This window comes from Helicobacter pylori (genome assembly GCF_003638305.1).
GTDB classification, from domain to species: domain Bacteria; phylum Campylobacterota; class Campylobacteria; order Campylobacterales; family Helicobacteraceae; genus Helicobacter; species Helicobacter pylori_DJ.
On sequence record NZ_MVYP01000010.1, the window covers coordinates 26,375 to 41,970 of the forward strand.

At 37.8% G+C, this 15,596-nt stretch carries 12 protein-coding genes and 1 pseudogene; 4 read left to right on the forward strand and 9 right to left on the reverse strand.

Annotated features, from left to right (window positions below; all coding sequences use genetic code 11):
- Nucleotides 1-24: 24 nt before the first annotated feature.
- Nucleotides 25-1,632, forward strand: coding sequence for a hypothetical protein (locus EAL04_RS07930; RefSeq protein WP_162982501.1), 1,608 nt, complete (start codon nucleotides 25-27; stop codon nucleotides 1,630-1,632).
- 7 nt (nucleotides 1,633-1,639) lie between these two features.
- The gene (xerH, locus tag EAL04_RS05560) at nucleotides 1,640-2,731 is read left to right on the forward strand and encodes a tyrosine recombinase XerH (RefSeq protein ID WP_120973848.1); all 1,092 of its coding nucleotides are present in this window, start codon (nucleotides 1,640-1,642) and stop codon (nucleotides 2,729-2,731) included.
- 60 nt (nucleotides 2,732-2,791) lie between these two features.
- Here xerH and EAL04_RS05565 read toward each other — a convergent pair whose 3' ends face one another.
- The 7 genes from EAL04_RS05565 to glmU form a co-directional block, all read right to left on the reverse strand.
- Nucleotides 2,792-3,298: a methylated-DNA--[protein]-cysteine S-methyltransferase gene (locus EAL04_RS05565; protein ID WP_120973906.1), complete on the reverse strand. Its 507-nt coding sequence runs from the start codon at nucleotides 3,296-3,298 to the stop codon at nucleotides 2,792-2,794.
- A 3-nt stretch (nucleotides 3,299-3,301) separates the two neighbouring features.
- A complete protein-coding gene (locus EAL04_RS05570; RefSeq protein WP_120973851.1) occupies nucleotides 3,302-4,069 on the reverse strand; it encodes a sulfite exporter TauE/SafE family protein in 768 nt (255 codons plus the stop codon).
- A gap of 114 nt (nucleotides 4,070-4,183) precedes the next feature.
- Entirely contained in the window at nucleotides 4,184-5,131 is a 948-nt protein-coding gene (locus EAL04_RS05575; RefSeq protein ID WP_120973853.1) for a Gfo/Idh/MocA family protein, read from the reverse strand.
- A 61-nt stretch (nucleotides 5,132-5,192) separates the two neighbouring features.
- On the reverse strand, nucleotides 5,193-7,559 hold the full coding sequence (locus EAL04_RS05580; protein ID WP_120973855.1) for a ribonucleoside-diphosphate reductase subunit alpha: 2,367 nt from the start codon (nucleotides 7,557-7,559) through the stop codon (nucleotides 5,193-5,195).
- A 175-nt stretch (nucleotides 7,560-7,734) separates the two neighbouring features.
- On the reverse strand, nucleotides 7,735-8,238 hold the full coding sequence (locus tag EAL04_RS05585; protein ID WP_120973858.1) for a hypothetical protein: 504 nt from the start codon (nucleotides 8,236-8,238) through the stop codon (nucleotides 7,735-7,737).
- Between the two features lie 39 nt (nucleotides 8,239-8,277).
- Nucleotides 8,278-8,598, reverse strand: a complete 321-nt coding sequence (locus tag EAL04_RS05590) for a pantothenate kinase (RefSeq protein ID WP_162982502.1) — start codon at nucleotides 8,596-8,598, stop codon at nucleotides 8,278-8,280.
- A gap of 201 nt (nucleotides 8,599-8,799) precedes the next feature.
- Complete coding sequence (glmU, locus tag EAL04_RS05595) at nucleotides 8,800-10,101, reverse strand: bifunctional UDP-N-acetylglucosamine diphosphorylase/glucosamine-1-phosphate N-acetyltransferase GlmU (protein ID WP_120973862.1); 1,302 nt, start codon at nucleotides 10,099-10,101, stop codon at nucleotides 8,800-8,802.
- Between glmU and EAL04_RS08250 the strand changes: the two are divergent.
- A pseudogene (locus EAL04_RS08250) lies at nucleotides 10,058-10,153 on the forward strand (flagellar biosynthesis protein flip); the annotation flags it as partial. The gene glmU and the pseudogene EAL04_RS08250 overlap by 44 nt on opposite strands.
- A gap of 35 nt (nucleotides 10,154-10,188) precedes the next feature.
- Nucleotides 10,189-10,935: a flagellar type III secretion system pore protein FliP gene (gene fliP / locus EAL04_RS05605; RefSeq protein WP_120973908.1), complete on the forward strand. Its 747-nt coding sequence runs from the start codon at nucleotides 10,189-10,191 to the stop codon at nucleotides 10,933-10,935.
- 43 nt (nucleotides 10,936-10,978) lie between these two features.
- Here the strand turns inward: fliP and EAL04_RS05610 are convergent, their stop codons facing one another.
- Complete coding sequence (locus tag EAL04_RS05610) at nucleotides 10,979-13,282, reverse strand: TonB-dependent receptor family protein (RefSeq protein ID WP_120973866.1); 2,304 nt, start codon at nucleotides 13,280-13,282, stop codon at nucleotides 10,979-10,981.
- Nucleotides 13,283-13,535: 253 nt separating this feature from the next.
- Nucleotides 13,536-15,464, reverse strand: coding sequence for a ferrous iron transport protein B (feoB, locus tag EAL04_RS05615; RefSeq protein WP_120973868.1), 1,929 nt, complete (start codon nucleotides 15,462-15,464; stop codon nucleotides 13,536-13,538).
- Between the last annotated feature and the right edge of the window lie 132 nt (nucleotides 15,465-15,596).

The following is a 15,596-nucleotide window of genomic DNA, read 5'->3' on the forward strand; positions in this document are numbered from 1 at the left end:
TAAAAGAGATTTTAAGGAATAATTATGGCAATAAGATTTGGAGTTATCTTTATCGTTGATTTTCTTAGAGCTATTTCTGTTGATGATAAAAACAAACAATTAAGATCAATTTTAGAGTGCAAGAAAAAGTGTAATTCTATAAAGTTTTATGAATTATATAGTAGCATTACTGAAATTACCGCATTTGTGGTATTTACAGACGAATCAGATGCAATATTCAATTTAAAAAACTACTTGCTAGTGTTATCCAAAAATTTCAATAATAGTAGAAATATTTGGTATTGTGAAAACTTTGTCCGCAATAAAGAGGGCACTTATAATATAGAAATAGAATTGGTGAGCAATGGAAATGATTTTGGAGAAGTGTTAGATATAGTCAAAGATACTTCCAATAAAGATGTTTTCAATCATAATGATTTACCGCATGATTTACCGCAATTTCTTACAAATTTAATGAATAAGCAAATTGAATCTTATTTCCATAAGAGAATTAATAACAACGGATTGCCTTTTGGGATTATATTCATCGCTAGCAACTCTGACGACCCTATTGATATTGATGATAAAACCAAAAAGTTAGAATCATGTTTTTGTAGTGATAAGAATAGTGATTTTTCTTACTTCCCAATTATAACTGAGGACTATTTAATTTTAGATAATCTAAAAAGCTGTTTTGTATTCCAATGCAAGCCAAACAAGAACGACAGACCATTCAATTTAAAGCAATACTTGTTAGGATTGAAAGCAAACTTAGGGTTTGAGCCAACGGGTATTTTCTATTGCGAAAACGCAAACACACATAAAATTGAATTGATTGGCAATAATTCTGATTTTAAAGGGGTATTGCTTGAATTTTTAGAGAATATACCACAAGCCCCCAATGAACTACCACAATTTCTTACAAACTTTAAAAATTCAAAAAGCCCCAATGAAAAAATTTCATTTAATTTTACAAGCAATAAGAATTCATCAATTTCTCCATATGCAGCATTTAACAGAAAAGTAAGAGATACCTTTGATTGCTATTGCTGGCATGGTTATTCTAAAATTCCACAAGAGAAAAGGATAGCCAAAATACAAGAGCAAGTGAATGAAGAAATTAAACTAGATCCTTCTTTTTGTAATCATAGAGTAAGCTCTGAACAAAACCGCAAAGTCAATAAAATTGCTGAGGATTTGAAAAGTGGTAAGATAGTTGGTGAAAAGATTATTGATAATGTATTTGATATTAATGCTAGGTATTGTTTTATCACTCCTGAAGATTTAAAGAATTTAAAGGAACGATTGTTTATACAGCAAGATATTGATATTACCCATGTTATTAATCAAAAAAAGGGAAAAGCGTTCGATCATATCTTAATAAATGACATTAAGTATAATTTGCTTGATAACACATTCCATTTTATCTTTGATGTGGATAATCCTTTATTAAAAGAGTCAAGTCAGTTAATTATTGAAGTGCCTAGAGAAGCGTTGGATCTAGAGAATATTGATCGGCTTATTAAAAATACGCTATCGTCCCATCGTGTTTGTTTTTGTAGCGAAATTCATAGTGTTTGTAGCGAAAATTCTTTAATATGTCATCTTAATCAAGGTTCCTATATCATTGATTTGCACTTGATAGGTGACTAAACCCTAAATGAAACACCCCCTAGAAGAATTAAAAAACCCTATAGAAAATCTTTTGCTATGGATTGGGCGCTTTTTGCGTTACAAATGCACAAGCCTGTCTAATTCCCAAGTGAAAGACCAAAACAAGGTTTTTGAATGCTTGAACGAATTCAATCAAGCGTTCATCAGCTCAAGCCAATTGGAAAAAGTTTGTAAAAAAGCCCGTAATGTTGGATTACTAGGTATCAATACCTACGCGCTGCCCCTACTCAAATTTCATGAATATTTTAGCAAAGCCAGACTGATAACCGAAAGGCTTGCTTTTAATTCGCTCAAAAATATAGACGAAGTCATGTTGGCTGAATTTTTGAGCGTTTATACCGGAGGTTTGAGTTTAGCCACTAAGAAAAATTACCGGATCGCCCTGCTAGGGCTTTTTAGCTATATAGACAAGCAAAATCAAGATGAAAATGAAAAATCTTATATCTATAATATCACGCTCAAAAACATCAGCGGAACCAATCAAAACGCGGGCAACAAGCTCCCTACTCATTTAAACAATGAAGAATTAGAAAAATTTTTAGAGAGCATTGATAAAATAGAAATGTCCTCTAAAGTGCGCGCACGAAACCGCCTGCTCATTAAAATCATCGTCTTTACAGGCATGCGTTCTAATGAAGCTTTGCAGCTTAAAATAAAGGATTTTACTTTAGAAAATGGCTGTTATACGATTTTGATTAAAGGCAAGGGCGATAAATACAGAGCGGTGATGCTCAAAGCTTTCCACATTGAGAGCCTTTTAAAAGAATGGCTCATAGAAAGGGAATTATATCCTGTTAAAAACGATTTATTGTTTTGCAACCAAAAAGGCAGTGCTTTAACGCAAGCGTATTTGTATAAGCAAGTGGAGCGCATCATCAATTTTGCAGGACTCAGGCGAGAGAAAAATGGGGCGCACATGTTAAGGCATTCTTTTGCGACCTTGCTTTATCAAAAACGCCATGATTTGATTTTAGTTCAAGAAGCTTTGGGGCATGCGAGCTTGAACACGAGCAGGATTTACACGCATTTTGACAAAGAGCGTTTAAAAGAAGCGGCGAGCATTTGGGAAGAAAATTAAAAAACACCCCCTACCCCTTAAAAAATGATTTTTACAATAAAACAACTAAAACCCCATTTTTTAAGAAATTAAAAAATTTTTAGCTCGCTCATTTAAAATTTTGCTTTCAAATTCTAACAGCCACTTTTTGACTTCTATGCCCCCATTATACCCCCCTAAAGCGCCATTTTTACGCACCACTCTATGACAAGGCACGATCAAAGAAATAGGGTTATTGCAATTAGCGTTGCCAATAGCTCTGCAAGATTTAGGGTTATTAATAAGCTTTGCGATTTCATCGTAACTTTTTGTCTTGCCATAAGGGATAGTCATTAACGCAGACCAAACTTGTTTTTGAAAAAAAGTCCCTATCAAATCCAAAGGCGCATCAAATTCAAAAAGTTGCCCCAAGAAATAACGCTCTAAGGCTTGAACGCTGAGTTTTAATGGGGTATTCATAGGGGTGTTATGAGAAAAATTGGTCGCATCAAAATCCAATCTCAATAAATGGCTCTCATTAGCGCACAAATGCAAATACTCTAAAGGGAAACTCTTAGGGGTCTTAAAATAGTAGTGGTATAAAACCATCAATTAAAAAAAGAGTTTGTATAAAATAATCAATAACGACAAACCATACACCCCTAAAATCAAAGCTTTATGCATTTTTTCATTCAAAAGCCCCATGATCCATTTAATCCCAATGCTCACGCCCATAACTGAGCCTAAGCCCACAATCGCCCCTGCTAAAAGCACTTCTTTATTGATGATGTGGTGATACATTAAAGAAAAAGCTCCTGAAATGGAAGAAAACAGAATAAAAAATAACCCCAACGCCACGCATTTTTTAGAATCATACCCTAAAAAATAATGCATCAAAGGCACCATGAGCATCCCCCCACCAATCCCCAAAGTGATGGCAAAAAACCCTGTGAACGCGCCAATTAAAAATAATTTTAAACCTTGCAAATGATAGCGTCTAGTATCCGCTATAAAATCTTTTTTTTTGGGTTTCAAAACAAATTGGATCATAGAATACACGACTAAAAGCGCGAAAATAACCATTAAAATTTTACTGGAAACGATTTTTAAAACAAATCCGCTAAAACTCGCCCCTATCAGCCCCCCTGCCCCTATCAACAAGCCTAAAGAAAAATCAAGCGATTTTTTTTTGAAATTCAAAACAGATCCCACAAACGATGAAAGCGCCATTTGCAAAATGGAAATCCCAATGGATTCTTCAAAAGAATGCCCGGTTGCGAGCATGATAGGGACAATGATCAACCCCCCACCAATGCCAAAAATCCCTGATAGAATGCCAGTAAAAAGCCCTATCGCTATGTATAACGCATAAATATCCATAAAAACCCTTAAAAAAGTAAAAACCCCCTCTTAAAAGAAAATTAAAAACAACCCTATTCTAATCAAACACCAATAACCAAACCCTCCTAAACAACGCTTTTAAAAGTGATGCCTTTACTGGTCTGTTTTGTTTTTGCAACACAAAACATGCGAATCTTCATTGGGTTCGCTGACTGAAAGGTTTCTTAATTCATAAGCCAGTTTGACAGACGCCATAGCGTCATCCAAGCCAAACCCCCCTTGAGCTAAAATCTGTTTGTAGCTTTCTATATACAGGTTATCAAAGCTCTGCGTGAGATTGACTTCTTCGCCCTCTAGGATCATTTTATGATAAACCTTTTCTTTAGCCACCCCCATGTGTTCTGGATTGATGGAAAAAAACCATCTTATTTTGGCATGCTCTAAAAAAAGTATCCCGCACACGCAATCAGGCTCTTCTCTGTTGATAACCTTGTCTTTAACGCCTCCAAACAAATACAATAAAGTGTCAAAAATATTCACTCCCATTTGAGTGGCTAACCCCCCACTCCTATTCACATCCGCTCGCCATGAAGAAAAATACCATTTCCCTTGAACGCTGATATAAGTGAGCGTGATGTCAAACACCTTTTCAGGGTTTTTGTCTAATTCGCTCTTAATTTTTTCTTTCAAAGCCAGCGTGTCGCAATGCAAGCACAAGGGCAAAAGACTGAACACCCTTTTTTGGTGTTTCACCTCTAAATCTTTCAATTCTTGTATTTCGCCAGGGTCTAAAACTAAGGGTTTTTCACAAATCACATGCATGCCGTTTCTTAACCCGAAACGAATATGATCAAAATGCGTGTGCGTGGGCGTGCAAACGCTCAAATAATTGATTTCTTTACCCATAGCCTTAGACTGCTCTAAATGCTTTTCAAAATCTTCAATATTGGTAAAAAACTCTGATTGCGGGAAATACTCATCTAAAACCCCCACGCTATCATGAACATCAAAAGAGCAATCCAAAAAATGCCCCGTATCTCTAATCGCTTGCAAGTGCTTGGGAGCGATAAACCCCCCTGAACCAATCATAGCAAAAAGCATTCAACTTCCTTAAATAATTTTAAATCTTATGTTAGCAAAGATTAGCTTATTTAAGCTTATATTATTGGCAATTAAAACACTCCACCGAGCGATCCAACACGCTTTTTTCATCTATGCTAGGGCTTTCGCTGCGCAAATAATAAGTGGATTTGAGTCCTAATTTCCAAGCGAGCGTGTAGATTTCATGCAAGGTTTTACCGCTAGCGTTTTCTATGCGTAAAAACACATTAAGGCTTTGGCCTTGATCGATCCATTTTTGGCGCACGGCCGCTGCTTTAATCAAATCTTTAGCGTCAATATCATAGGCTGATGTGTAAAAATTCCAGGTTTCTACGCTCAAATTAGGCACTACCACAGGAATTAGCCCGCTCAAATTTTCTTCAAACCATTTTTTCTTATAAATGGGTTCAATCGTTTGGGTTGTGCCTACTAAAATAGAAATGGAGCTTGTGGGAGCGATCGCCATTAAATAGCCATTACGCATGCCGTTGGCTTTGACTTTTTCCCTCAAACCTTGCCAATCGCAAGCGTGGTTGAAAAGCCCTTTTTCGGTGAGCTTTAAGGCTTCATTATTGGCTTTATCAATAGGGAAAATCCCCTTACTCCATTCTGAATTTTCAAAATCCTTATAAACCCCTTTTTCTTTCGCTAAATTCGCGCTCGTGTCAATCGCATGGTAGCTGATTTGCTCCATTAAAGCGTCAATTTTTTCTAAATGCTCTTTAGACCCCCAGGCGATTTTGTGTTCTGCGAGCATTTGCGCTTCACCCATAACCCCTAACCCTATGGCTCTATTTTGTAAATTGGTGGCTTTGACTTTGCGGTTAGGGTAGAAATTCAAATCAATCACATTATCCAAAAGCCTGACCATGATCGGCACAACCCTTTTAATGTCTTCTTCAGTGTTGATCTTGCTTAAATTGATGCTCGCTAGATTACATACCGCCGTTTGCCCGTCTTTAGCGACCTTAGTAGCGATATAGATTTTTTTGCCTTTAAGAATATCTGTGCTAGTGAGCTTGTTAGCGCATTTAGTGATATTACTATCTGTCGTTACCAACTCTTTTTCTTCAAAAAATTCTATGGTGCCATCGGTGTATTCTATTTGCATGTAGTAGTGGTTAGGCGCGGTATTTTGAAAAATCTCCGTGCATAAATTAGACGATCGAATGATTCCTGCATGAGCGTTTGGATTGCACCGATTGGCGTTATCTTTAAAGGCCAAGAAAGGCAAGCCGGCTTCAAAATAATTCATTAAGATTTTTTTCCATAAATCTTTAGCGTTAATGTATTCTTTAATGATTTTAGGATCTTTTTCATACTCTAAATAGCGTTTTTCAAAATCCTGCCCATAAAGCTCAGTCAAATCCTTACACTCATAAGGGTCAAACAAAGTCCACATCGCATCTTCTAAAACCCTTTTCATAAACAGATCACACACCCAAAGAGCCGGGAACAAATCATGCGCTCTTCGCCTTTCATCGCCGCTATTTTTCCTTAAATCAATGAACTCCATCACATCAATGTGCCAGATTTCCAAATACACCGCAATCGCGCCCTTTCGTGTGCCTAATTGATCAACCGCAATCGCCACATCATTAGCGATTTTTAAAAACGGGATCGTGCCAGCGCTCGCATTTTTATGCCCATCAATATAGCTCCCAATAGAGCGCACCAAAGAAAAATCCCAGCCAATCCCTCCGCCGTATTTGGACAATAGCGCCATTTCCTTATAGCTGTCAAAAATCCCCTCAATATTATCCGGCGTGCTGCCAATATAGCATGAGCTGAGCTGGTGTTTGGTGGTGCGCGCGTTCGCTAGAGTGGGGGTCGCGCACATCGCTTCAAACTTGCTTAAAACTTCATAAAATTCTAAAGCGATTTTGTTAGGTTCTTGTTCGTTTTGCGCTAAAAACATCGCAATGCTCATAAACATGTGTTGGGGCAATTCAATAGGGTGATTGTTAGCGTCTTTTAACAAATAGCGATCATACAAGGTTTTAATCCCCAAATAATTGAATTGGAAATCCCTTTCAGGTTTGATCTGGCTATTTAAAAACTCTAGATCAAATTTTTCCTTAAAGCCCTTAAGGATGCGGCCCTTTTCTTCAGCGTTTTCAAAATACTCTTTCAAATGCCTATACCCTGTAAAACCACTCACTTTATGGTATAAATCATACAAAAAAAGCCTTGAGGCGACAAAGCTCCAATTAGGCGTGTCAATATCTATCTTATCCACAGCGGTTTTAATCAAAGTTTGTTGGATTTCTTCAGTAGTGATCTTGTCTCTAAATTGCAATCTCGCATCCACTTCCAGCTCACTTTGGCTCACGCCCTCTAAATTGTCCGTAGCGTCCTTAGTGTATTTTTGGATTTTGGTAATGTCCAAAGGCTCAATGCGCCCGTTTCGTTTAACCACCGTAATCAAAATTTTTCCTTTAAATCAAATCATTTTCTTTTAAATTTGGCATTGTATCAATAAAAAACTTAAGAGTTAAGAAAGAGAAAAGTTCAAGTTGGATTTGTTCTACTAATGAGCATGGGTTTTAAAGTTTCTTTAATGTTTTTATTCCCCCCTCCCATTTAATGCTGTTTGAGTTAAATCACCACCCTAATTTAGCGCAAAGCTTAAGAAAACCTTGAAACCCCAAAATGACCAAACCCTCTACAAGAAAGTTGCTAGGATGCCCACAATACGCCGAAATTTCATGCATAGCGATACCAAAAGGTATCGTTAAAAGCACCATATAGAAATCCCTTAGTCTTGCTCCTAACACAGCGTCATAAAACGCGCCAAAAAACCTAGCCTTAAAAATGGCTTTAAAAAACTTGGGGAATCCTTGCCAAGTTTCAATAATGAAATAACCTACCGACCTGCCTTTCGGGTTGAACAAGAGGTTAGACAACAAAGCCGCTATTAGAGTCGTTAGCCACACATAGTAACTATCTTTAGGGTTGAAAATCGGATCACCAACATCTGAGCGATAAAGAGCTGTTCTAAAAACTATGGAGTAACAAATTATAATAACCAAAACCGTTGCCACACTGTATTCAGTATGATTCAAACGCTCTTTTGAGCCATTCAAATTCTCTTTTGTAGTATCCATGCTATTTCCTTCCCCCCCATCACCTTGGCTCATTTAAGATCACCAAGCATGCCCAAAACTATAGCCGTAATCATAAAAATCACGGATAGGTTCTCTTGGGGTTTGCGGTTCTTTAGTTTGCGGTTCTCTATCAACGCCACGGATATAATCTTCTACCCTATCGCCTACTTCAGACCCAATATATCCTCCTATTGCACTACCAACAAATCCGCCCATTTTATCACCAACAAAACCCCCAACACCACCCCCTATAAATTTGCCTAATTCACCCCTTGCCTCTATTTTAGGACTAGCTATAGCCACATTAGCCATTGCACCGCATAAAACCACTACACAACTAAATGTTCTTAATCCACTCATAACAAATCCTTTCATAAATTGAGATTCAAGGCATGTTTGGCACACCTTGATAAGAATATTTATACCATAACCCTATTTAAAATCATTGTTACAGATTAGCAAAATATCACAAAAACCTCAATAAGCGTTTTGTTTATTCACAAATTACAGGATTAAAGTAAATGATTATAATATTTTAGGATTTTTCATTATTCAAACAAATTAAGGCTTCTTAAAAAACTTAAAATACCCGTTTTCAATGTTAGTTTGAGGGGCGCGTGAAAGGCTTAACGAACCGCTAGGAATGTCTTTAGTGATGGTGGTGCCGCTGCCGATTAAGACATTAGAGCCGATAGTTATGGGGGCGACTAGCTGGCTATCGCTCCCTATAAAAACATTTTCACCGATGATCGTTTGGTGTTTCTTTTTGCCATCGTAATTGCAAGTGATCACGCCAGCCCCTACATTTGTGTTTTTCCCTATCTCACAATCCCCTAAATAGCTCAAATGCCCTGCTTTAGCGCCTTGAAGTTTGGCGTTTTTCGTCTCTACAAAATTCCCCACATGGCTATCACAGATCACGCTTTTAGGGCGCGCATGGGCAAACGGCCCCACACTGCTATTAATAATTTGACTCTCTTCTATCACGCTATAAGCCTTAATGCGTGCGTTTTCTATCAAGCAATTCCCACTCAAACGCACCCCTTGCTCTAAAACACACTCCCCCTTAAAACTCACGCCTTTTTCTAAATAAATACTACTAGGTAATTGCATCACTACTCCTAAGTCCATGGCGTTTTTTCGCAGTCTTTCTAGCATGATTTCTTCAGCCTTCGCCCTTTCTGTTTGGCTATTCACCCCTAAAAAACACTCTTCTTCTAAAAAAATAGCGTCAATTTTTTCATTTTCATTGATCCCTAGAGCGATCAAATCCGTGAGGTAGTATTCTTTTTGGGCATTTTGGTCATGGAGCTTGGGCAAGTATTTTTCTAAAAACTTTCTTTCAAAAAAATACACGCCAGCATTCACGCTTTTAATGGTTTTTTCTTCATCATTAGCGTCCTTTTCTTCTACAATCTTTTTAACCTGATGGTTTTCTAAAACAACGCGCCCATAACCTTTAGGGTCAGCTAAATGCAGTAAGCCTATGGCGTTATTCTGGCTTTCTAATAAGGGAGTGAGAGCGTCTTTAGTGATTAAGGGCATGTCCGCATTCAAAATCAAAACCCGCTCATGTTGAGTGAGGATAGGCGTTTTATTTTCTTGCATGATAGCCCCACCTGTCCCTGAATATTTTTCCACGATTTGAGTGTGAAAAATCACACCCTTAAAACGCTCCAACACCGCTTCTTTAATGCGTTCTTGCTGGTGGTGTAAGACAAGATGCACATCATTACTGATTGAAAAAGCCGCTTCTAAAATGTAAAACAGCATAGGCTCCCCGCAAAGGGTGTGCAAAGTTTTAGGCAGACTAGAATGCATGCGAGTGCCTTTACCAGCGGCTAGTATGATTACAGAAAGCATTGAAATCCTTAAACTTATTTTAGGGAATTTTAACATGCCTTATCTTATAATTTGACTTTGTTTCATCAAAGATTTAAGGCTAGAATTGTGCGTTTTTTCATTTTTTTCATTCTCGTTTGCCCTTTAATATGCCCTTTAATGAGTGCGGATAGCGCACTGCCTAGCGTTAATCTCTCTTTAAACGCTCCTAATGATCCCAAACAGCTTGTAACCACCCTTAATGTCATCGCCCTGCTCACGCTTTTAGTTTTAGCCCCATCGTTGATTTTAGTGATGACGAGTTTCACCCGTTTGATCGTGGTGTTTTCTTTTTTAAGGACCGCTTTAGGCACGCAACAAACCCCCCCCACTCAAATTTTAGTCTCGCTCTCTTTGATATTGACTTTTTTCATCATGGAACCTAGTTTGAAAAAGGCTTATGATACAGGAATTAAACCTTATATGGATAAAAAGATTTCTTACACCGAAGCGTTTGAAAAAAGCGCTCTGCCTTTTAAGGAATTCATGCTTAAAAACACACGAGAAAAGGATCTAGCGCTTTTTTTTAGGATTAGGAATTTGCCTAACCCTAAAACCCCTGATGATGTGAGCTTGAGCGTTTTAATCCCGGCGTTTATGATAAGCGAGTTGAAAACAGCGTTTCAAATTGGCTTTTTACTCTACTTGCCTTTTTTGGTAATTGATATGGTTATCAGCTCTATTTTAATGGCGATGGGTATGATGATGCTCCCGCCTGTAATGATTTCTCTGCCTTTTAAAATTTTAGTGTTTATTCTGGTGGATGGGTTTAATTTATTGACCGAAAATTTAGTAGCGAGTTTCAAAATGGTTTGATATTAAAAACATTCAAGCTATAAAAGGATAGCTTGAAATTAATTTAAAACTCATAATTCAAATACGCTGTAATGGAGCGTCCTGGCGCGGGCTCTCTCCCTGTAGGGCTTGTGCCAATCCCCCTAAAATAATACTTCATGTTAAAAAGGTTATTGATTTGCAAACTCCCGGTGATTTTATGCCTACCGCTTTGCCATAAAACTGAGCTTACTTGGACATTCAACACAAAATACAAGGGCAATAACCCCACTGAATTACAACCATACTCTAACCCCCCTGTGTATTCTGGGTTTAAGGGCAGGCACACGGTTTGATCTTTGGCTTGATTGAGCATGGAACTATAAGCGCGGCTATAAAAATAACTGCTGATTCCAAAAGTCGTGTGCTTGTAAGTATACATCATGTCAAATATGAATTGGTTAGGACTCACATAGGGCAAGCGCTTCCCTTTAATGTCAAAGGGTTTATTGACAATGCCTGTAAAATAATAAGCAATATCATCAGCGTTAGAAGTGATGCGCGCATCAATATAAGTGTAAGCCACATGGAATTGCAAACCCCTAATCGGCGCGTAATACAATTCTAATTCCACCCCTTGACTTCTGGCATCCACAGGCTGTGGGCTATAGCCTCCCGCATAGTAACGCTTGGCAAAAATCACAAAATAATTGGTATTAAAGCTCAATAGATTTTTATAACTATAGCGTTGCCCCACTTCAATTTCATTAAAAATTTGGTTGTAATTAGTCCTAGTAATGCCTACCATTGTGTGTTGTGGGGGGATAAAACTGCGGCGGTAGTTCGCATACCATATCCAATTTTCCATAGGTTTATAGCCAATATTAAGGGCAGGACTCCATTCGTTTTGACGCTGTTTTTTACTGGTCCATACGGAAAAATCATGCTTTTCTGGCTCTTTGTTGTTGTAGTTCAAAAAGGTGTATCTAATCCCTGGAGTTATCACCAATTTAGAATCAAAAAGCTCTATTTTATCGCTCAACCATACCGCTGTATAGTTATTAAACATTTCTTGATTATTGTTAGGCGTTTTAGAAAGGACATAAGGAGACATGTGGCACACCCCATTGATAATATCTGTTTTTTCGCATGTGCTTTGATCGGATCTAATGAACATGTCCATCGTCATAAAACGCATGCCCACATTAAAAGTTTGCTTAACTTTATTGGTATTGACAACTAAGTTCAAATTAGGCTCAAAAGCGTTCATCACATAACGCCTTAAATGATCAAAAATAAAAAATCCTAGATAATTTTGATTGGTATAAACAGGGCCTAATTTAGGATTGGTATTGACATTTAAATAGTTAGAATCAAATTTAAAATCCCTTGACATGTCATGCCCATAGTAACTGAAAGTGAAATCCCCACCGACTCTATCCGTGTCCCCAAAAAAGTTTTGATACACAGCTCCCCATCGCTTCGCTCTCCCGCTTTTATCATTGTTAGGGCGGTTATTTTGAAAACGATTTTGATTGTAAGCGGCTATACCTAAAGACCCAGGGTCTGTTAAAAAATAGCTGTAATATTGAAAAAAAGCAGTGATCTTATTGCTATCATTGATTTGATACAACGAATCTAGCAAGTAGTTTTGAATGTTGGTAGGGCTGTTGTATCTAAACCCTTGCCCTTTGAGCCAATTGACTTGAGCTTGGATTCCAAAATGCTTATTCATCATACCCCCCGTTCTTAAATAGGTGTTAAAAAGCATGTTATTAACTAAGCTTTTATCAATGTTTTTAGAATTTTGATTGAAAAAGCCCCCATTTTCAGACTTGCCCCAAAAAGTGGTCCTCTCGCTCACCTGACTTTCCCACTTGGTAGGAATGCCTTTGGTGATAATGTTGATCACACCGCCAAAAGCGTTAGGGCCATAACGCACGCTCTCCCCACCTTTAGTTACACTGATTCTATCCACAGATTGAAAGGTTACAGGAAAAATAACCGTGCCAATTTCAACATAGGGCGCGACATAAATAGGAATCCCATTGACTAGAATCATTCCCGTATTAGAGTGTCCTGGGCCTCCTGCACCAAACCCCCTAATGGAAATGCTAGGCACAGCTCCAATACCTGTAGAGTTTCTAATATGCACGCCCGGCACATTTTGCAAAGCTTCTTCAATGCTCTGATTGGCGCTTTTAGTGAGTTGCTTGTTAGAAATCACCGTGCGAGAACCCATATAATTTCTAACTTCCTTGCTCCTCCAGCTTAAAGGCGCTTCTTTATCGTTAGCCACCCCTGAAGCTTCTACCCTTTCCAAATTGTGGGTTTTTACAGCATGCGCACTATGACTCAAAACAGCCAAAGAGACTAAAATTCTTTTCATTTACCACCTTTTATGAAAAATGTTCATTTTTACAACAAGGTGAAATTTATAATAACTATTATTAGTTTTAGCTTAAATTTTTAAAAAATTATTATTTAGATAATATTAATGACTTTTTTATCAAAAATGCCGATTAATGCGAATGTTTATAGAAAGGATTGGGATATAAAGAAAAATAAAAATTTTTTAATATTTCTAATGGGGGGAATTTTAAACAAATAAAGGGTTTTTAAACCCTTTATGGCTAGCCTTTTTAAACCAAAATTTGAGTCGCATAAAAAGCTATCAAGGAAAACGCATACGCTACAACGGTTGTGAAGATGAATAAATACGCTACAAACTTTATCCCTCCAGCTTCCCTACCAAAAGTAATGGTCGCTGCAAAACAAGGGATATAAAACATCACAAACACAATAAAAGCGATCCCACTAGGCACGCTGACTTCTTTTCTTAAAATCCCTCTAAAAGCGTCAGATTTTTCATTTTGATCCCCTAAAGAAAACAACACCCCCAAAGTAGAAACCACCACCTCTTTAGCCATAAACCCAGTTACAAGCGACACGCTCAAACGCCAATCAAAATCCATAGGGCTAAAGACTTTTTCTAAATACGCCCCACCTCTCCCTACAATGCTATTTTTTAAATTCTTTTTATCCAATTCGGTTTTTAATTCTTTTAATTTTTCTTCTTTGGCTTCGCTTGAAAGAATGGTATCTTTATTCACTAACAAGCTTTCTTGTTTATAAGTCTTCATAGCCGCATCATTTTTAGGGTATTGGGACATAAACCAGATTAAAATCGCTCCCACTAAAATATAAGTCCCGGCTTTTTTAAGGTAAGAAAGCGATTTGGTATAGATACTAAAGTAAATCATTCTAGAACTTGGCAAGCGGTATTTGGGCATTTCCATAATAAAAGATTCACTCTGTCCTTTAAACACGCTTAATTTGAGTAATTTGGCCATCACTAACGCCACAACCGCCCCCAAAATATAAATGCAAAACAGCACAAACCCCGCGCTAGAAGAAGGGAAAAACGAGCCTACAAACAGCACATAAATAGGCAACCTTGCCGAGCAACTCATAAAGCCGATCACAAAAAGCGTGATCAGTCGTTCGTTATAGTTTTGTAAGGTTCTTGTCGCCATGTAAGCGGGAACTGAGCAGCCAAAACCGGTGATTAAAGGGATAAAGCTCTTCCCATGCAAGCCAAACTTATGCAAGATCCCATCTAGTAAAAACGCCACCCTACTCATATAACCTGTCGTCTCTAGTAAAGAAATCCCAAAATACAACACCACAATTAAAGGCAAGAATGAAACCGTCGCTCCCACTCCCCCAATAATGCCATCGCCCACCAAAGACGCTAAATCTTCATTAGCCACATTTTCTTTAATACTATCGCTCAAAAACTTGAACCCTGTTTCAAGCGCTTTTTGCACTCCCCCCCCTATTAAAAAGCTCAAGGAAAAAATGATAAACATAAACCCTAAAAAAATGAAAATCCCGTAACGCGGGTGCATTAAAATCTTATCAATCTTATAAGTGTGTTCAAAACTCGCGTTTTGTTGGTTTTCACTGATCACTAATTGAGCGATTTTTTGAGCGCTCTGGCTGTATTTTAAAGACTCTTTGAAGCTTTGAGATGGGACTTTGATGCTTTCATTGTTTGCAGTGTTTTGAGAATAAAGCCTGACAATTTCGTCTAACAAAAGCTCTGTATTCAAGCGATCTTCTTTGGATCTTGCGCTTGTTGGCACGCACACAACCCCTAATTCTTGAGAAAGCTTTTCTGTATTGATTTTAATGCCCTCTTTTTGCGCCTCATCCCACATGTTGAGCGCAAGAAGCATTTTTTTATTCGTGTCTAATAACTGCGCGCTTAAGGCTAAATTACGCTCTAAATTGGTGGAATCCACCACATTGAGAATGAGATCGTATTGCCCTTTTTCTAAAAAATCTTTAGTAACCTTTTCTTCAGTGGTGAAGTCATTGAGCGCGTAAGTGCCTGGTAAATCAATGATAGTGATTTGATGCTCTTTATGGATCAAGCCCACTTCCATCTTATCCACGGTAACCCCGGCAAAATTCCCCACTTTCAAATGGGCGTTACTCAAAGCGTTGATGAGGGATGATTTCCCCACATTAGGCTGGCCCACAAGGGCGATAGTGATTTCTTTCATTGGGTTTGAATGCTCCACATTAAAGTTTTTTAATTTTTAGTTATATCGTTTTTAGATTAAAAGTCAGCACTATAGCGCTATAAGACTAATTGTTATATAATAAAAGCGAGACAAGAATGTTAAAATGCGAAA